Origin of the sequence: Allomuricauda sp. d1 (assembly GCF_039592695.1) — a bacterium.
Lineage (GTDB): Bacteria > Bacteroidota > Bacteroidia > Flavobacteriales > Flavobacteriaceae > Flagellimonas_A.
Genome location: NZ_JBBUTK010000001.1, coordinates 821,061 through 839,706, shown reverse-complemented (window position 1 = coordinate 839,706; position 18,646 = coordinate 821,061). Strand labels below are relative to the sequence as shown.

General features: G+C 43.2%; 14 protein-coding genes. 10 read left to right on the top strand and 4 right to left on the bottom strand.

Annotated features, from left to right (window positions below; genetic code table 11):
* Nucleotides 1-149: 149 nt before the first annotated feature.
* Both AAAH86_RS03925 and AAAH86_RS03920 read left to right on the top strand, forming a co-directional pair.
* Nucleotides 150-920, top strand: coding sequence for a hypothetical protein (locus AAAH86_RS03925; protein ID WP_343486196.1), 771 nt, complete (start codon nucleotides 150-152; stop codon nucleotides 918-920).
* Nucleotides 921-980: 60 nt separating this feature from the next.
* Nucleotides 981-1,499, top strand: coding sequence for a hypothetical protein (locus tag AAAH86_RS03920; RefSeq protein ID WP_343486195.1), 519 nt, complete (start codon nucleotides 981-983; stop codon nucleotides 1,497-1,499).
* Nucleotides 1,500-1,594: 95 nt separating this feature from the next.
* On the opposite strand, the gene AAAH86_RS03915 is transcribed toward AAAH86_RS03920, so the two are convergent.
* Both AAAH86_RS03915 and AAAH86_RS03910 read right to left on the bottom strand, forming a co-directional pair.
* Nucleotides 1,595-2,509, bottom strand: a complete 915-nt coding sequence (locus AAAH86_RS03915) for a patatin-like phospholipase family protein (RefSeq protein ID WP_343486194.1) — start codon at nucleotides 2,507-2,509, stop codon at nucleotides 1,595-1,597.
* Complete coding sequence (locus AAAH86_RS03910; RefSeq protein WP_343486193.1) at nucleotides 2,506-4,581, bottom strand: M1 family aminopeptidase; 2,076 nt, start codon at nucleotides 4,579-4,581, stop codon at nucleotides 2,506-2,508. The genes AAAH86_RS03915 and AAAH86_RS03910 overlap by 4 nt, the downstream gene beginning before the upstream one ends.
* A 46-nt stretch (nucleotides 4,582-4,627) precedes the next feature.
* On the opposite strand from AAAH86_RS03910, the gene recG reads away from it, so the two are divergent.
* The 3 genes from recG to AAAH86_RS03895 all read left to right on the top strand — a co-directional run bounded on the left by recG (nucleotide 4,628) and on the right by AAAH86_RS03895 (nucleotide 8,993).
* Entirely contained in the window at nucleotides 4,628-6,733 is a 2,106-nt protein-coding gene (gene recG / locus AAAH86_RS03905) for an ATP-dependent DNA helicase RecG (RefSeq protein WP_343486192.1), read from the top strand.
* Nucleotides 6,734-6,795: 62 nt separating this feature from the next.
* Nucleotides 6,796-7,914 carry a hypothetical protein gene (locus AAAH86_RS03900; RefSeq protein WP_343486191.1) on the top strand — a complete coding sequence of 373 codons (1,119 nt, stop codon included), beginning with the start codon at nucleotides 6,796-6,798 and terminating at the stop codon, nucleotides 7,912-7,914.
* On the top strand, nucleotides 7,905-8,993 hold the full coding sequence (locus tag AAAH86_RS03895; protein ID WP_343486190.1) for a hypothetical protein: 1,089 nt from the start codon (nucleotides 7,905-7,907) through the stop codon (nucleotides 8,991-8,993). Before AAAH86_RS03900 ends, AAAH86_RS03895 begins: the two co-directional genes overlap by 10 nt.
* 152 nt (nucleotides 8,994-9,145) lie before the next feature.
* Here the strand turns inward: AAAH86_RS03895 and AAAH86_RS03890 are convergent, their stop codons facing one another.
* Entirely contained in the window at nucleotides 9,146-10,255 is a 1,110-nt protein-coding gene (locus tag AAAH86_RS03890) for a DUF2911 domain-containing protein (protein WP_343486189.1), read from the bottom strand.
* Between the two features lie 277 nt (nucleotides 10,256-10,532).
* Here AAAH86_RS03890 and leuC point away from each other — a divergent pair, with 277 nt between their 5' ends.
* The 4 genes from leuC (at nucleotide 10,533) to leuB (ending at nucleotide 15,254) form a co-directional block, all read left to right on the top strand.
* On the top strand, nucleotides 10,533-11,942 hold the full coding sequence (gene leuC / locus AAAH86_RS03885; RefSeq protein ID WP_343486188.1) for a 3-isopropylmalate dehydratase large subunit: 1,410 nt from the start codon (nucleotides 10,533-10,535) through the stop codon (nucleotides 11,940-11,942).
* Between the two features lie 32 nt (nucleotides 11,943-11,974).
* A complete protein-coding gene (gene leuD / locus AAAH86_RS03880) occupies nucleotides 11,975-12,571 on the top strand; it encodes a 3-isopropylmalate dehydratase small subunit (protein WP_343486187.1) in 597 nt (198 codons plus the stop codon).
* Nucleotides 12,572-12,589: 18 nt separating this feature from the next.
* Nucleotides 12,590-14,107 (top strand): alpha-isopropylmalate synthase regulatory domain-containing protein, encoded by a 1,518-nt coding sequence (locus AAAH86_RS03875; protein WP_343486186.1) that lies wholly within the window; start codon nucleotides 12,590-12,592, stop codon nucleotides 14,105-14,107.
* 91 nt (nucleotides 14,108-14,198) lie between these two features.
* Complete coding sequence (gene leuB / locus AAAH86_RS03870; protein ID WP_343486185.1) at nucleotides 14,199-15,254, top strand: 3-isopropylmalate dehydrogenase; 1,056 nt, start codon at nucleotides 14,199-14,201, stop codon at nucleotides 15,252-15,254.
* A 242-nt stretch (nucleotides 15,255-15,496) separates the two neighbouring features.
* Here the strand turns inward: leuB and AAAH86_RS03865 are convergent, their stop codons facing one another.
* Nucleotides 15,497-16,768 carry a serine hydrolase domain-containing protein gene (locus AAAH86_RS03865; protein WP_343486184.1) on the bottom strand — a complete coding sequence of 424 codons (1,272 nt, stop codon included), beginning with the start codon at nucleotides 16,766-16,768 and terminating at the stop codon, nucleotides 15,497-15,499.
* 254 nt (nucleotides 16,769-17,022) lie between these two features.
* Here AAAH86_RS03865 and AAAH86_RS03860 point away from each other — a divergent pair, with 254 nt between their 5' ends.
* Nucleotides 17,023-18,411, top strand: coding sequence for an alpha/beta hydrolase (locus AAAH86_RS03860; RefSeq protein WP_343486183.1), 1,389 nt, complete (start codon nucleotides 17,023-17,025; stop codon nucleotides 18,409-18,411).
* Nucleotides 18,412-18,646 lie beyond the last annotated feature (235 nt).

Below are 18,646 nucleotides of genomic sequence, written 5' to 3'. Positions count from 1 at the left end.
CTTTTAAGGAAGAGTTTTTAATATTCTGGAAAATGTCCCTTAGTGCTTCTGAGCTCTTTCCTTGTTAGCCACAAAGGTTTTCACTCCGAACTTGACAAAATAATTACCTTTGCACCCGTTTGGAAAATTAACCGCATAAAATGGAACCCATGCAAAAAACTACGCTTCTAATTCTGTTACTGTTCTTGGGATGTTTTTCTTTTTCCTTTTCCCAAAAGAAAAAAGAACTTCTGGCTGATATTGCCTCATTGCGATTGGAGCTTGATACCACGCGGCAGGCTTTATCGCAGGCTACCCGAAAAATATCAGTGGCCGAGGCCTCAGCAGAGACCCTGAAGAGAGAAAACACCAGTTTACGTGACGCCAATGCAACCCTGCTCAAAAACCTGAGTGGCTTTTCAGAACTGTCTAAAAAGAACAGTGAGAATGCCAATAGCGCATTGGCGCGACTTGAAGCAAGGGAAAAACAGCTGAGTGCCATCAATGATGCCTTCACGACCAATGATTCAACGGCCATAGCCTTATTGACAAGGTCAAAACAGATTTTGGGCGATGGCTCACAAATCGGTGTGGCCGGTGGTGATATTGTCATCTCAAACTCGCTGTCTTCTTTATTTGGAAGTGAAAGTGGAACAAAAATCACCGATGCTGCCAATGAATGGTTGGCAAAGATTGCCCAAATCGCAAAGTCAACACCTGAACGGGTATTAGTGGTTGAAGGATTGAACATCACGGGTGAGTTTGACCTTACTTTTCAACAGGTCAGTGCAGTTGCGGCCACCTTGGTAAAATCACACGCCTTAGCCCCAGAAAATATGAAAATTATTGTCAAGGATGGCAATTTTAAGGAAGGCATCAACCTTCGTCTTGAACCCAACCATGAAAAGTTCTATACCATGGTCAAGAAAGATGTGCGGTAAGCATCCGAATATAATTTTTGTGCGTTTCACCCGTTAGCTATTCAAACCAAAGAACAAACCATGACCGGAGACGACATCTTTCAACTTTTTGCATTTCTTTTGCCAGCCGTAGTGACCGGGGCTGTTGCCTTTTACTTTTTTAGATTGCATACTCGAAATGAGGATGGCCGGCGCCGTTTTTTATTGCAGAAAGATGCCCAAAAAGATGCGTTGCCCATCCGACTACAGGCCTATGAGCGCATGGTACTGTTCTTGGAGCGTATTGCTCTCAACAGCCTAGTAGTTCGAGTAGCACCACAATCAAAAGACAAGGCGAAATATGAAAATCTGTTGATCAAGAATATTGAAAATGAATTTGAGCACAACCTTTCGCAACAAATCTATATGAGCGACGAATGTTGGAGCATTATCAAAACTGCTAAAAATGCGACTATACAAATCATTCGTTCCGCAGGTATGAGCGAGTCTGATTCCGCAGACAAACTACGGGAAGATATACTCAACCAGACCATGGACAAGCAATCACCTTCTTCAGCTGCCTTGGCCTATATTAAAAAGGAAGTTTCTGAACTTTGGTGAAAAGTGAGTTTAAGTGTTGATGAGTTTATACGTTTATCAATAAAAACCAAGCGTACTTTCAAAAACTAATAAACATGGAAAATGCTTTTCGTTTTTCATTCCTGTATTTCAGGCTGTATCGGCATACTTTCTGAATTTTTGTTCTTGGCATACAGATAGCCGCGCATCCACCAATGCGTCATCTTCTCTTTGTTGAAAATCAAGGAGTTGGTGGTCAAAATCGTAGGCGTATAATAAATGTTGATAATCGCGTTCTTCTGACTAGCCACCAGTTTGCCTACCCGTATGTTCTGGTTCTCAATACGGTCGAGAATAAAGCCCATCATCGTGGTAATCAACTCAAAGGGGTTTCGGGAGGGCATCCGGTTGTAATAACTCACCTCGGTGTGCAATACCACCACATCGACTTCTGTCGCACCCTGTTTTATGGCTTCCTCAATGGGTACAAGGCTTCCCAATCCGCCATCTGCATATTCACACCCATCTTTTCGAACCAAGCTCATAAAAGGCGTGTAGTTGGAGGATATCCATATCCAATCCAAAAACTCTTCGTATGAATAATCCTTGATGGATTTGTATTCGACCCGGTTCAGTGAAAGGTTGGATACCGTGACCACCACATCGGTAGAGCCGTTTTTCAAGGTATCGAATTCCTCTTTTGTAATGCTCTCACCTATAAGCCGCCGAAGGTTTTCACTCTCGCCAAAGGTTTTCTTGCCTTTCAAAAGGTTTTTAAGGATGTTCCAATGGTTCATCGCAATGATTTCAGAACCGTGCCTCTTTTTGATTAGAAATGGGCAACTATCAAAAATACTGTCCTGGTTGACCGATGAGTAAATGTTCTTGATTTTATCAATCTTGCCCAATGCCAAATGCGAAATCAGCAGACTGCCTGTTGAAGTGCCCACAAAAAGGTCATAGTGGTGCTTGGCCTCTTCAATAAGAAATTGGGCTACACCACCAGCAAAAGCTCCTTTGCTACCACCACCTGAAATGACCAATGCCCTCAATTCGCTAGTATTTTATTGATTCTTGATTGCTTTTCTTCAGATATCGTTGTCATGATTTCATCAAACCGCTCCACTTCTTTGTCGGCCAGCGCTCTCAATAAATTTCTGGCAGATTTTCGAAACTGCCAAACATGGTGGTCGGTGGCGTCAAAGAGGTTCAAAATCGATTCGTCACTGAAAGCCGAAATTTCACTAAGATATTGAAAGGCCAATTGCCGTACCTCAAAATTAAAATGGGCAGCTGTGTAGCCATTCAATTCTTGGTAATATGCTTTTTTGGATGCAGGATGGTACCCTTCGGTCACCAAGGCCAAGGTCAGCCAAAGCAATCGTATGTTTTTATTGGGAAGGCCGATGCAGTTTTTGGTCGCATCAAGGTATTTTGTTCTGTCTTCTGGATAAGATGCCCAAAGTTTCAGCAACGCATTTTCTTTGGTCACATAACCGGCATCATTGAGCAAGGATTCAAATTGCGCTTTAGGAAGCTGTTTTGCATCCTGCGCAGCGATTGCAATGGCCTGTCGTAATTTTAATCCCCCTGAATTCATCGCCTGCAAGACCAAATCCTTTGGCAATATTCGAAAATACTTCTGGAGATTGTATTTTTTAAAGGGGATGGATGTGCTGGCGTTCCAATACTTCCAAAAGTCGACATCATCGCTCTGTATTCGCTCAAATTCTTCTTCAAGCTCGAACAATAATTTTAAGGAAGGAGACTTTTCTTTGAGAAAGGTTTTCGCCTCACTAAAAAGAAATTGATTATTCTCAAGCCAGTCTTCACGAAAATCTTCCAAGCCTTGTCCACCTGATTGCTTGATTTCACTTAAAAATTTTTCGATGGTCACGTTTTTGTACGCAAAACGGTTGAGATAATTTTTGATGCCTTCTTTAAAGGCTTCTTCCCCTACCCTTTCTCGCAGCATTACCAAGGCCCACGCCCCCTTTTCATAAAAGGTCAAGCTGTTCGCATTCGGGTCCGCCAGTGCTTCACCATCACCGTTTTCAGAAAGGTTATGCAGGGTTTTGGCGGTCTCATAAAGCTTCCAATAAAAATAATCGTCGCCAAACAGGTGCTGCTCTGCCAAATAAGCGTAATAGGTCGCGAAGCCTTCATGAAGCCAGTGGTGTTTGCCGCTTTCTTCAGTGACCATATTGCCAAACCATTGGTGGGCCAGTTCATGGGCGTTGACATTGACGTAATTTTTGTCCACAAAGGCGGTGGAATCAATCACATACTGGTTTGAAAAAATGGTGAGTGTGGTATTTTCCATACCTGCATAGAGAAAATCTTGTACGGGCACTTGTTTGTAGTTCTGGAAAGGATAAAGCACCCCTATTTCATCTTCCAAAAAATCAAAGATCTCTTTGGTATAGCGATAGGTCGGCTCAACCTTGAGGCTGTCTTTGTGCTCATAATACAATTCGATGGGCACACCAGATTTAGAATACGTGACTTTCTTCTCGAAATCACTGATGGCAAAGGCTGCGAGATAGCTGCTCATGGGCCTGAACATATCAAAGCTCCATGCGGTCATTCCTTCCTTGGGAAACTTCTTTTTCAATAGTCCATTAGCGATTACAGTATACGCCGAATCTGCTCGAATAGTAAGGTCAAATTCTACCTTTTCATTCATGTCGTCAAAGCTGGGCAACCAATGACTGGTATATTTACCTTGACCTTGGGTCCATATTTCTTCATTGCCAATAATATCATCATCAGCACCAATAAAATAAACGGTTTGCTTTGGTTTGCATGAGTATTCGAGGCTAAGCGTATTAGAATCTCCCTTCTCGAAGCTTTCCCGAATGACGATTTTACTGTTGTCATATTCAAATCGAACTTTTTCTCCGTTAATTTTGACTTTTGAAAAACCCATGTTCTTTGCATCCAAAAAAATGGAATCTATTTTTTCCATTACATCGAAATGGTACGATACGCTACCTTTTAAGTCCTTTTCCTGAAAACTTGGGGTCACAACAGCATCCGCCCTGATAAAATCAACTTTTTCTTGCCGCTGGGAAAAAATCTGAAAAACAAAACAAAAAACGAAAACGAATGGAAGTAGCCTCATAGTTCTTGGGAAGCAAAAGTCAATCCAAATTACATAATTTCGTCAGATGAGTTCCAATTTTCTGAAAACTCCCATTGCATACCTCAAAGGGGTTGGGCCCAATCGAGCCAACATTCTAAAAACCGAGTTGGGTATCGAAACCTACGCAGACTTGCTGCAACTCTATCCCAATCGCTATCTCGACAAGACTTCCTATTATAAAATCAACCAGTTGCAAAACAGTGGTGCCGATGTTCAAATCGTGGGCAAGATCATCCATTTAAAAACGGTGGAACAAAAACGGGGCAAACGTATGGTGGCCACTTTTGTTGATGATACAGGTGAAATGGAACTGGTCTGGTTTCGAGGGCAAAAATGGATTCGTGAAAACCTAAAACTCAACGAACCTTATGTAGTTTTTGGCAGGGTCAATCGCTATGGAAGCACTTATTCTATGCCCCACCCTGAGATGGAACTGCTCAAAAACCATCAGACCGGACTCAAAGTGGCTATGCAACCGATTTATCCATCCACAGAAAAATTAAGCACCTCTGGCATCACCAACAGGGTCATCAGCAAACTGCAACAGCAATTGTTGTTGGATTCCAAAGGAAATTTTGAGGAAACGCTGAATGCAGAATTGCTGTCATCATTGAAATTGTTGAACCGGTCAGATGCGTTGTTGAACATCCATTTTCCTAAAAGTCAAGAATTGTTGGCAAAGGCGCAATTCCGTTTAAAGTTTGATGAGTTGTTCTTCATTCAATTGCAATTGCTCTCAAAAAAAGCCCTTCGAAAACAAAAGATTAAAGGCTTTCAATTTGGTACTGTTGGTGACCATTTCAATTCGTTTTTTAACGAGCATCTGCCCTTTGAATTGACCGACGCCCAAAAAAGGGTCATCAAAGAAATTCGGGCCGACATGGGCAGCAGTGCCCAGATGAACCGTTTGCTTCAGGGCGATGTTGGCTCGGGCAAGACCATCGTGGCCCTTATGTGTATGCTCATAGCCATCGACAACGGTTTTCAGACCTGTTTGATGGCACCTACCGAAATACTGGCCCAGCAGCATTACAATGGTCTGAAAGAGCTCTTGGGCAAGATGGAGGTCAAAATGGCCCTATTGACAGGTTCTACCAAAAAGTCGGAACGCACCTTGCTTCATAATCAATTGGAAAATGGCAATCTCAATATTTTGGTGGGTACCCATGCCGTTTTGGAAGACAAAGTGCAATTCAAAAATCTGGGTCTGGCCATCATCGACGAGCAGCACCGTTTTGGAGTGGCACAACGCTCTAAACTTTGGAAGAAAAACAAAATTCCTCCCCATATTTTGGTGATGACCGCCACGCCAATTCCAAGAACTTTGGCGATGAGCCTTTACGGGGATTTGGATATTTCGGTCATCGATGAACTGCCGCCCGGTCGTAAACCCGTGAAAACCGTGCACCGCTACGATTCCAACCGCTTGAAGGTCTTTCGGTTTCTAAAGGATGAGATCAAAAAAGGGCGACAAATCTATATTGTTTATCCCCTGATACAAGAAAGTGAAGCCTTGGATTATAAGGATTTAATGGATGGATATGAAAGTATTGTTCGTGAGTTTCCCCTGCCCGATTATCAAATTTCCATCGTGCATGGTAAAATGAAAACCAAAGACAAAGATTATGAGATGGAGCGCTTCGTTAAAGGGGAAACCCAAATTATGGTGGCCACAACGGTGATTGAAGTTGGTGTCAACGTACCCAATGCATCGGTCATGATTATTGAAAGCGCCGAACGTTTTGGATTGTCGCAATTGCACCAATTGCGTGGGCGTGTGGGCCGTGGTGCTGAACAGAGTTTCTGTATTTTGATGACGGGGCATAAATTATCTGAAGAGGCCAGAACCCGACTGGAAACCATGTGCCGAACAAATGACGGTTTTGAAATCGCTGAAGTGGACTTAAAACTACGCGGCCCAGGGGATTTAATGGGAACCCAACAAAGCGGATTGCTCAATCTGCGTATTGCCGACATTGTCAAAGACAACCAAATTTTAAAATCCGCCCGCTACCACGCTATTCAACTTCTAAAAGATGACCCAAAACTGGAAAAATCGAAAAACCTACCCATTCGAATGGCGTATGTCCAGTTGACAAAAGATAAAGCGATTTGGGGATATATCAGTTAATTAACAAATTGTTGACTATCAGTAGCTTTAAAAGTTGATACATTCAGGAAAAATTAATCAACATGAAAAAAGTTATCTTTCCAACAATCCTAATGGTGTTTGCTTTTATTGCCATTTCAGCCAACCTAAAGACAGCACCATCTGACCTTACTGCAGGATTTACCTACGGTAATCCTGAGATTAAATCCATCAATTCCCTAAGCTTTGGTCCAGAGGGCATCTTATTTATTGGAGATTCGAAAAATGCTGCCATTTATGCACTGGATACCCAAGACAAGACCAATAAATCAAGTTCTGAAGAGGTACGTATTGAGGGTTTTGATGAAAAAATAGCTGCTTCACTGGGCACAACACCAGATAATGTTGAAATCAGCGACATGGCAGTAAACCCGATTTCAAAAACAGTCTATTTTTCCATACATCTTACGGATGGCACACCTGTTCTATTGAAATTAACTGGAGAAAAACTTGAAAACGTTTCACTGAAAGAAGTCAGTCATTCAAAAATCAGTTTAGAAAATCCAATTGGTGAAAATGTAAAAGACAAATGGGATAGGCCCCAAAGGGTTTGGGCGATTTCAGATTTAAAGTACCATAATGGCAAAGTGTTGGTCTCTGGCCTATCGAACAAAGAATTCGCCTCAACCTTCAGGAGCATTCCTTTTCCATTCAACGAAAGTCAATCCTCTACGTCACTGGAAGTTTGGCACGCAGCACATGGGCAATATGAAACCCATGCGCCAATCAAAACTTTTGATGTGATATCAATTGACAACAAAGAATATCTCATGGCAAGTTATACTTGTACTCCCTTGGTTTTGTTTCCAATGGAGGACTTAAAAGATGGCACCCATAACAAGGGCCGCACTGTTGCAGAACTTGGCTCTGGCAACTCACCGCTTGATATGATTTCGTATAAAAAGGATGGTAAGAAATACTTTTTGATGTCGAACAATAATCGCCCCGTTATGCGTATTGATTATGGTGACATTGCCAATTTCAAGGATTCTATCACAGAAACCGTAGAAGAATTTGCAGTCGCAACCGGAGTGGCCTATGACAATCTACCCTTCCCTTATGTATTGCAAATGGACCTTCTGGACGAGAATCAAGTACTGTATGTACAACGCACATCAAATGGAGACTTATTGTTGAGAAGCCGAAGCACTAAATGGATGTAAAAAAACATAATCGGGTAAAAAAAAGGATCAAGGTTTTCTTGGTCTTTTTTTATGCTGGAATTCTATTGGGATGCCAAGAGGCAGAAAAACCGATTTCGGTCGCAGTAAACTTTCAAGATGGTAAAGCGGTCAGTGTTGCCTTTTTTCATCGAGGCGATTCTGACAGTTTGAACTTTTTTTTGGTGGGCAATTCTGATACTCCAATTTTGGGAGAGCTGAAATCAGATAAGAGCAGTCATCTTTTCACTCCTGTTGTTCCTTTTTCAAGTTATCAAGAATATCAAATTGCTTATAAGGGTGAAGCCATTGCGAAATTTAAGGTTGAGCCCGTCGAAACCAATATAGCCCCTGAGATTTTAACTATTTATCCGAGCCGTGATACCCTCCCCGTTAACCTTTTAAAAATGTATTTTATTTTCTCACAGCCCATGCAACATGTGGGAAGCCCTTCTGACTTTATAACAGTATTCGATGAAACCGAAAATAAAGAAGTATCTCCTTTTTTAGAGCTGGAAGCGGAGCTTTGGAACAATGACCATCAACGCTTAACGCTTTGGCTTGATCCTGGTCGCATAAAAACTGATCTTATTCCCAATACAGAAAAAGGGCTTCCCCTGAAAGAGAATCACAACTACGAACTGGTCATAAATAAAGATTGGAAATCAAGTCAAGGCACTTCGTTATTGCAATCTCATTCCAAGCACTTTTATGTGGCTGCACGAGATGTGCAAAAGCCAAATGCTGAAAACTGGATGATTACTGTTCCACAGAAAAACACTGTAAGCCCACTCAAAATTGACTTTCAAGAACCGCTGGATGCCATTCTAGCCCAAGAAAGCATTGCCATTTACAAAGGAGATACGATTGTTGAGGGTGTCTTGAGTTTAACCGAGAAGGAAAAAATGATGGAATTCCGTCCAGAAACTGCTTGGGCCAATGGTGAATACAACATTTTCATAAACCCCATCTTAGAAGATTTGGCGGGCAATAACCTGAACCATCTTTTTGACACAGATTTGAAAAAGGAAAACAACACTTCGAATATCACTGAACAGAGAATTGGCTTTGTCATCAAGTAAACGACTTCGGGGCAATCCCGATAGGTATTGGGACACGACGCATTGAAAGGATTCCTTATTATAAGCGTCGGGGCATTTTAAATCTCAATTATTGAGTAAGTAAAAAAGCCCAATCGTAAGACCGGGCCTTCCAATAGTCTAAAAATAAAAGGTTAGTTGATATCCGTTCCTGCCTGTAGTTTATCAAGATTGGCCGCAATCGCAGTTTGGTTTTGCGTGTCCGGTGCACGCCCTTCGGCTACTTTTAAATGCTTTAATGCCGACTTGTAATCACCCACAGCGGAATAGCCGCGTGCAAGGCCGTAATCAACAGGCCAAGTATCCTTATGGTTCTTGGCATTCCATTTAAAGACTTCTAGAGCCTTGTCTTTCATTCCAGCAGCAATCAATTGACGGCCGTAGCCATGCACTTGAAATACGGTGCCCATGGGCAATGCTTCTTCCATGATGGCTTCAGCTTCGGCAGTTTTTTCCTGTTTGGCCAAAATCTGTGCTTTGATGGCCAGGTTATTGAATGTTTTCTGGCTGAAGAACTGTCCGGCAATGGCGGCGTCAACCCATCCAAGGGCTTCATCCAAATCCCCATCATTGTTCAATGCAAAATTGGCCGCTTGCTCCCACGACTGACGATTGAAACCTGGCTGTGTCTGCAGTTTTGAACGAATATCCGTCAAAACAATATTGGTTACGGGTACCTCTACCTTAAAAGGGATGGCCTTCTTGCCCCATTTTAGGGTAGCGAGTGCAGAAGTAGCATCCACTTCATCAAAATCAAACCGTAACTGCTCCACATGCGGAATTTCTTTGGTGGTGACATCCACTCGCAAAGCATCTTCGGCAGGGTCGTAAAAATAGCTTCCCCAAGCCCCATGGTTTTTTGAAAAAATGATTATTGCCGTGTTATCTTCGTTCACAATCATGTGAAGTCCATATTTACCTGCGGGCAATGATTTCCCTTCCACAGAAATATCATTTTCGGTCTTAAAGATGGTGTTTTCATTGGCACCGGCCCGCCATGGCGACTCAGTGGCTGTGCCAAAACCGAGGTTGTTCATACCGTAAGGCACCAATTGCCCCCAAATTTCACGCTCATTGACACTGGGTCGTGAGTACACGATGGTGATATCGGTGATACCGATGCGCTGTGAGACTTTGGCCATTTGACTGCCCCTTGGCAAATCAAGCTGGGCCTGGGCTTGAAATGGCACACTAAGCCCGATAATCAAAATAAGAACTAAAATTTTAAGGTAACATCTTTTCATTGGTAGTTGTTTTAAGTTACTATGAATTGTATGACAAATTACCAATCAATAAAATACCGCAACGTTACCACTCTGTTAACAGAAAAATTAAAATGTTAAACTGGGTATTCTTGGGCTGGGAAAAATCAAAGAGTAGCTATTGACAATTTCGATGTGGGTTTGGGTATCGTAATTTTACAGGAAAATATTTCGCCCTAGATAGGCTCTTTTGTAAGTTTGGAGCTTGTTTTTACAACGATTTCCCTGTTTTCAAAAATTGGGATAAACATGATTTTCTATGAAGAAAACGTTATTTGATAAAGTTTGGGATTCACATGTGGTCCGAAAGATTGAAAACGGCCCCGATGTGCTTTTCATTGACCGCCATTTCATTCATGAAGTGACGAGTCCGGTTGCCTTTTTGGGCTTGCAACAGCGGGGTAATTCGGTGTTGTATCCTGAACGTACCTTTGCGACCGCCGACCACAATACACCGACTTTGAACCAACATCTGCCAGTTGCTGACCCCCTATCGGCCAACCAATTGAAGGCATTAAAAGAAAACACGGCCCAGTGGAACATTGTGCACTGGGGGCTTGGCCACCGTAAAAATGGTATTGTGCATGTTATTGGCCCTGAAAACGGCATCACATTGCCTGGGGCAACCATTGTCTGTGGTGATTCGCATACCTCTACCCACGGTGCTTTTGGGGCCATAGCCTTTGGCATCGGCACCTCTGAGGTCGAAATGGTGTTGACCACCCAATGCATCATGCAGCCAAAACCCAAAAAGATGCGCATCAATATCGATGGCGAATTGGGTTATGGCGTTACACCAAAAGATGTCGCACTCTTTATCATTTCTAAATTGACCACCTCGGGTGCCACAGGCCATTTTGTGGAATACTCAGGCGAAGTGTTTCGAAATATGACCATGGAAGGGCGAATGACCGTTTGCAACCTCAGTATCGAAATGGGGGCTCGCGGCGGCATGATTGCTCCCGATAAAACTACCTTTGAGTACATCAAAGGCCGTGAATATACCCCAAAAGGTGCTGATTGGAACAATGCCATGGAGTATTGGAAAACCCTGAAGACCGATGATGGGGCAGTTTTTGACATGGAATTCAATTTTCATGCCTTGGAAATCGAGCCCATGGTCACCTACGGCACCAATCCCGGAATGGGCGTGGGTATCACGAAACATATTCCCTCTGCCGAGGAAGCAAAAGCCAATGAAGTTACCTTCAAGAAGTCATTGGATTATATGGGCTTTGCCGAAGGTGAACCCATGATGGGCAAGAAAGTGGACTATGTATTCTTGGGAAGCTGTACCAATGGACGTATCGAAGATTTTCGTGCCTTTGCTTCAGTGGTGAAGGGTAGAAAAAAAGCGGATGACATCACAGTATGGCTCGTACCCGGTTCGCATGTGGTCGAAGAAAAAATCAAGGAAGAAGGTATTCTGGATATTTTAACGGAAGCTGGATTCTCACTGCGAGAACCCGGTTGTTCGGCTTGTTTGGCAATGAATGATGATAAGATTCCTGCTGGAAAATTGGCGGTCAGTACTTCAAACCGGAATTTTGAGGGCAGACAAGGACCCGGAGCACGCACCATTTTGGCAAGTCCGTTGGTAGCAGCGGCCACAGCAGTCACTGGAAAGGTCACGGATCCGCGGAAGCTGCTCAAACCCGAGCTCGTCTAATGTCTAACATCTAGCATCTAACGTCTACTATTATGGCATACGATAAATTCGAAATATTAAAAAGTACGGCGGTTCCGCTTCCCATAGAAAATGTGGATACCGACCAAATCATTCCAGCCCGATTCTTAAAAGCTACGGAACGCAAAGGGTTTGGGGATAATCTTTTTAGGGATTGGCGTTACAATCCTGATGACTCCCCAAAAGAGAGTTTTGTTCTCAACAATCCAATCTACAGTGGCAAGATTTTGGTGGGCGGAAAAAACTTTGGCTCCGGTTCCTCTCGTGAACATGCGGCATGGGCCGTGTATGATTATGGCTTTCGCTGTGTGATTTCCAGTTTTTTTGCGGATATCTTTCGGGGCAACTGTCTCAATATCGGGGTGCTTCCCGTACAGGTGAGTGCTGATTTTCTGGATAAAATCTTTAAGGCTATCGAGAATGACCCCAATACGGAGTTCGAGGTGAACCTCCCCGAGCAAAAAGTCACGATTTTAACTACTGGCGAAAGCGAATCCTTTGACATCAACAGCTATAAAAAGGGCAACATGCTCAATGGGTATGATGACATCGACTATCTCGTGGCCATGAAAGATGAAATTCAAGACTTTGCCGAGCAACGTCCCTTTTAGAAAATCCGTAAGAACACCATGAAAAAAAGGGCCATTGAAATCATGGATACCACGCTGCGTGACGGTGAACAGACCTCAGGGGTCTCCTTCTCAGCGTCCGAAAAACTCACATTGGCGAAACTCTTGCTTGATGAACTACAGGTAAACCGCATCGAGGTAGCCTCTGCACGTGTATCGGAAGGAGAGTTTGAAGCCGTACGAAACATCACGGATTGGGCCACTAAAAATGGCAAAATCAACCAAGTGGAGGTGTTGACATTTGTGGATGGCGGGGCTTCCATAAAATGGATGCAAAAAGCTGGAGCCAAGGTACAAAACCTATTGACCAAAGGCTCTTTGAACCATCTGAAGCACCAATTGAAGAAAACACCCGAGCAACATTTTAAGGGCATTGCCGAAGTCATCGAATTGGCACAACAGGCCAATATTGAGACCAATGTGTATTTGGAGGATTGGAGCAACGGCATGCGCAATTCCCAAGACTATGTTTTTCAGTTTTTGGATTTTCTGACCCAACAGCCTATCAAACGTATTTTGCTGCCCGATACTTTGGGGGTTCTGACGCCTTCGGAAACTTTTGAATACATTGATAAAATTGTCAAGCGTTACCCAAATACACATTTTGATTTTCACGGGCACAACGACTATGACCTGAGTGTCTCCAACGTCATGGAAGCACTGAAGGCAGGCTGCCATGGCTTGCACTTGACCGTCAACGGCATGGGCGAACGTGCAGGTAATGCACCGTTGGCAAGTACCATCGCTGTCATCAACGATTTTATGCCCGATGTAACCACCCAAGTAGTGGAATCCTCCTTGTACAAGGTGAGCAAATTGGTGTCTACCTTTACGGGTTTTGGCATTCCCGCAAACAAACCCATTGTCGGTGACAATGTTTTCACGCAAACTGCTGGTATACATGCAGATGGAGACAATAAAAACAACCTTTATTTCAGTGATTTGATGCCCGAGCGATTTGGTCGAAAACGCAAATATGCACTGGGCAAAATGTCAGGCAAGGCCAACATCCAAAAAAATTTACAAGAGCTTGGCTTGACGCTCAACGATGAGGAGCTGAAGAAAGTGACGGCGCGTATTATTGAACTCGGTGACAAAAAAGAGCGGGTCACCAAAGAAGACCTGCCCTATATCATTTCAGATGTGCTCGACAGCAGTGCCTTTCAACAAAAGGTGTTCATAAAATCGTATGTGCTGACCCATGCCAAGGGATTAATGCCCTCCACTACCCTATCCATTGATATTGAGGGGGATTCGTATGAAGAAAATGCCCAAGGCGACGGACAATTTGATGCCTTTATGAACGCTCTTAAAAAAATCTATGAGAAACGAGGAAACAAACTACCCAAACTGGTGGATTATGCCGTTCGGATTCCCCCGGGAAGCAGTTCCGATGCACTTTGTGAGACCATGATCACCTGGAAAACACCCAAAAATGATTTTGTCACCACAGGATTGGACTCCGATCAAACCGTATCGGCCATCAAAGCCACTGAAAAGATGTTGAATTTGATTTAAAAATAGCTTTGAGCTATACGCTATGCGCCATACGCTTTTCGAATATAGCTATTGCGTAAAGCGTAATGCTTACGGCGTAAAGCCATAAAAAATGAACCTAAAAATAGCCCTACTCCCCGGAGATGGAATCGGACCCGAAGTCATAGATCAAGCCGTAAAAGTGTGTGACGCCATCGCCCAAAAACACAGCCACAAAATCACTTGGGAGTCCGCACTCGTTGGCGCAGCCGCCATTGATGCGGTCGGTGACCCCTATCCTGATGAAACCCATGAAATCTGTGCCAGTTCGGATGCAGTGCTCTTTGGGGCCATCGGCCATCCGAGGTTCGACAATGACCCCTCGGCCAAAGTGCGCCCTGAACAAGGGTTGTTGAAAATGCGCCAGAAATTGGGACTGTTCGCCAATGTTCGTCCCACCTTTACTTTTCCATCCTTAATTGATAAATCCCCTTTGAAGCGTGAGCGCATTGAAGGAACGGACTTGGTTTTTTACAGGGAATTGACCGGTGGCATTTATTTTGGCAAGCGTGGCCGTGAGGACAATGGTGAAACTGCGTACGATACCTGCACCTATACCCGGGAGGAAATTAAGCGATTGGCCAAAAAAGGTTTTGAAGCAGCACAAAAACGCCGAAAAAAATTGTGCTGTGTCGATAAGGCCAACGTATTGGAATCCTCACGTTTGTGGCGCGAGACAATCCAGGCCATGGAAAAGGACTATCCCAAAGTGGAGGTCTCATACGAATTTGTCGATGCCGTGGCCATGCGTTTGGTGCAATGGCCCAGCGATTATGATGTATTGATCACAGAAAATCTTTTTGGGGATATCCTTACGGATGAAGCCTCTGTGATATCAGGCTCCATGGGTTTGATGCCCTCGGCGTCGTTGGGGAGTACGGTGTCGCTATACGAACCCATTCATGGGTCGTACCCCCAAGCAGCGGGCAAAGATATTGCGAATCCGTTGGCGACCGTGTTGTCTGCTGCCATGCTGTTTGAGGACATGGATTTGCAGCAGGAAGCCGATGAAATCCGAAGGGTGGTCTACAAATCGCTGGCCGAAGGTGTGGTCACCGAAGATCTAGCCGAAGGCGGAAAAGCCTATAAAACATCGGAAGTCGGAGATTGGTTGGCAAAAAACATTTGAATATCGATTCCCCCTTTGAAGGGGGCAATCCGCCAGAGGCGGATGGGGGATGTGAAGAACCACTCAAAGAATCGAGTTACAGCATCCCTGCTCAAAAAGCTAAGCTTTTTTCGCTGTCCCCTCAAGGGGACAATTACACTAGATTTTGGTTGGAAAAAACCTCACTCTGTATCACTGCTGAAAAAAATAGCAAATAGATTATCTGGGCCTCCCCTCCTTGGATGGGATTAAGGGGTGGTGCTTTAAAGTATACTTTCGGGGGTATCTGCAAAAACTTCTTGCATTAAAGCATACAAATCCGGAATAACATGTCTGGCAATTTTTGAATTGGAGTTGAGCAGCACACAAATACCCAAATCCTCTTCTGGGTAAAGGGCAATCTCGTTGCGATAATTGTTTACGCTACCTCCGTGATGCCAAATTGTTTTTTCCGTGCCTGTTTCTTTCTCTTTCACGGTATGGATACGCCAACCAAAACCATATTGTGAACGCACATGGCCAGGCCATTTTTGGTAATATTTTCGATTATAGCTTATGGAAACAGTTGGGCAAAAGGCCTCTTGTATGGCGGATTGGGAAAAAACTTCGGGATTATGGCCCAAAAGAAACCGCATCCACTTGGCCATGTCAGATGAGCTGGCATTGATGCCCCCTGCTGCAACCGCATTGTAATAATGGTCATTGAGCCGTAATTTTCTCCATCCGTTCCTGCGCTTCGAATGCGGCAGGGCCACATTGCTGGCCTTTGACAAGGTATTATAGTCCATGGAAACGTTTTTCATTTCCAAAGGGATAAAAAACCGTTTCTTCAAGAGCGTTGTAAAGTTATCACCCGTGGCTTCTTTCATGGCTTCTTGACTCAAGGCAAATAGGGCATTCTGATAGCTGTAGGTGGAACCAGGTTCGCTTATCGGAGTGACCTCATGAAACCTGGAAGCGATTTCGGTCATGGGCAGACCCGCTTCCACGAGATTGGTATAGCTGTGGTAGGGTGTACCCGCGGAATGTGATAAAATATGCGCCAGGGTAATCTTTTGGGTATTGGCCTCTGTTCCCAATTGAAATTGCGGTAGATATTCCGTAACCCTGTCATTAAAGTCCAGTACATTCTCAGATTGCAAACTGGCGGCCAAGACCCCGGTAAAACCTTTGGATAAGGAACCCAACCGAAATACGGTCTCTCCATCCACGTTTTTCGTTCCGTCTACACTTCTTTTTCCGAATCCGTCAGATAATATTATTGAGTCCCCTTGCACTATACTGACCCCAGCTCCGACGATATCGCCTTTAGCTATGGCCCTCTCAAAATACGCTTGGATTTCGAATTTTAACTGTTGTTGCCTCTCCAAATACAATTTTAAGGCCTTTTTATCCACGTTTTTGTTGACCGCCACCAATTGGTTATTTTCAATACGGGTAAGATTCTTTTCTTCATCTGTCGCTTTAGATGCGATGATGATCGATGAAAGAAAAATCAGTATGGCGCTTCCGAAGAGAATTTTAAGGCGTCTCACGGCAAAGTAGGTTTTAGGATTTGGATGTTATATCTAAACTAAAAAAACCAGTATTTATTTTGTTTATACCCTCATTTCTAGGGAAATCAAATGTTAGCAGTTCACATATAAAAATGAATATCAACCCCTTGATTCTAACTAAAAAATCAGCGAACTTCGTTATCGGTCGATATAGCACATTTAAAAAAAACGAGACCATATCTAAACATTAGCGTTTATTATGAAATACTCATCAGGATAACAAAACCCAGTTCATGTATATACGCCTAAGCACAATTTTGTTTCTACTGGTTATCTTGTTTGCTTGCGATAAAACTTCTCAAGGGAAAGTCTTAGACGGAATTATAGAGGTTCCTGAAAACAGGAATAACCCAAATTCTAGAAACCTTCAACTAGTTTACAAAGTATTAAAGGCGAAAAATCCCGATTCGACAAAAGCGCCAATTGTCTATCTGCAGGGTGGACCTGGAGGGGCTACCTTGATAATGGAAGAGTTTTGGGCAGATCACCCTTTACGTAACGATAGAGATATTGTCCTTATGGATCAACGAGGGACGGGGGCATCTGGAGCGAATTGCATAAATATTGGAGACGCAATGTTTGCCGTAATGGCAAAGGACTATAACTTGAAACAGGATTATGAAGCTACAGCAGACCTATTGACAGAATGCAAAAAAAAGATTCAACAAAAAGGAGTTGATCTTGAAGGATATAACAGTAGGGAGATTGCCGCTGATTTTGAGGATTTGCGCAAAGCTTTGGGCTATAAAAAATGGAACCTTTATGGAGCTTCCTATGGTTCAAGGTTGGGGTTGACCATTATGCGAGACTTTCCAAAAAGCGTTCGAAGCACCATCCTGCTAGGAGTATTTCCACCAGAATCGAATCTGTTCGGAGATAGGGTAAGAAGCATTGAAAAATCACTTTTAGCTGTTCTACAGAATTGCAAAGAAAGTAAAGGTTGTAATAGCAGATACCCCAATCTAAAAGAACGCCTGCAAGAAGTACTGTTAAAAATGCAGACGGAACCTTTGCGTTTTGATTATAAAGGCAGTCAGTTCGTTCTTAATTCACATGATGCTTTTATATTACTATTTGTATCGCTATACAGCCGTCATTCAATCCGCAATATCCCTTTATTTATAGAGGCTTTAGAAAATAACGATTCCAAACCGGTCATTGAGTTTATAAGGACTTTCGAATCCTTTCATAGCCTCTTTAATTTTCCAATGAACTATTCGGTGAATGCTTATGAAGAACTTCCTTTCTTTGATAAGCCAGATTTAGATATGGCAATAGAGCAATCCGAATTTAAATCCGCTTTTTCTTTTCATAATTCGGCCTACAAGTTGTTATCGGATTGGCATTCCTACCGAGCGACAAATATTGAAAACCAACCCGTTGTCTCTGAAATCCCTACGTTAATGATATCGGGCAGCCTAGATCAAGTCACGCCACCAAGTAACGCAACTGAAGCTCTTAAATATTTGACGAATGGTTATGAAGTCATTTTTCTGGACGAGAGCCACAGTTTTTTGAATCCATGTCTTTTTGACATCACCGAAGAATTTATAAACAACCCTTACCAAAAACCCGAAATGGCTTGTAGTTCCGAAAGGAAACCTATTGAATGGAATTATTAAAATCAGGTTAACAAAAATAACAAACGCTAACACGGTGTATAAGTAATGGCAGTTTAAGTGATAAGATGAAAGTATAAATATAAAAACAAGAGTCGGTGCAAAACCGAAAGGTTTGCGAGTAGAAATCCGCTACTACTCATACACTAAACCGATGATGTCGAATACGCCTGCGGCGTACTTTTGCTGCACTGCTGGCGCAGTCACCGCACCAAAAGCGCGGCGATAACAAAACCTC

Excerpts from the sequence above, each read along its gene's own strand:
- AAAH86_RS03925 (WP_343486196.1), top strand. The coding sequence starts at position 150 with ATGCAAAAAACTACGCTTCTAATTCTGTTACTGTTCTTGGGATGTTTT.
- AAAH86_RS03920 (WP_343486195.1), top strand. The coding sequence starts at position 981 with ATGACCGGAGACGACATCTTTCAACTTTTTGCATTTCTTTTGCCAGCC.
- AAAH86_RS03910 (WP_343486193.1), bottom strand. The coding sequence starts at position 4,581 with ATGAGGCTACTTCCATTCGTTTTCGTTTTTTGTTTTGTTTTTCAGATT.
- recG (WP_343486192.1), top strand. The coding sequence starts at position 4,628 with ATGAGTTCCAATTTTCTGAAAACTCCCATTGCATACCTCAAAGGGGTT.
- AAAH86_RS03900 (WP_343486191.1), top strand. The coding sequence starts at position 6,796 with ATGAAAAAAGTTATCTTTCCAACAATCCTAATGGTGTTTGCTTTTATT.
- AAAH86_RS03895 (WP_343486190.1), top strand. The coding sequence starts at position 7,905 with ATGGATGTAAAAAAACATAATCGGGTAAAAAAAAGGATCAAGGTTTTC.
- AAAH86_RS03890 (WP_343486189.1), bottom strand. The coding sequence starts at position 10,255 with ATGAAAAGATGTTACCTTAAAATTTTAGTTCTTATTTTGATTATCGGG.
- leuC (WP_343486188.1), top strand. The coding sequence starts at position 10,533 with ATGAAGAAAACGTTATTTGATAAAGTTTGGGATTCACATGTGGTCCGA.
- leuD (WP_343486187.1), top strand. The coding sequence starts at position 11,975 with ATGGCATACGATAAATTCGAAATATTAAAAAGTACGGCGGTTCCGCTT.
- AAAH86_RS03875 (WP_343486186.1), top strand. The coding sequence starts at position 12,590 with ATGAAAAAAAGGGCCATTGAAATCATGGATACCACGCTGCGTGACGGT.
- leuB (WP_343486185.1), top strand. The coding sequence starts at position 14,199 with ATGAACCTAAAAATAGCCCTACTCCCCGGAGATGGAATCGGACCCGAA.
- AAAH86_RS03860 (WP_343486183.1), top strand. The coding sequence starts at position 17,023 with ATGTATATACGCCTAAGCACAATTTTGTTTCTACTGGTTATCTTGTTT.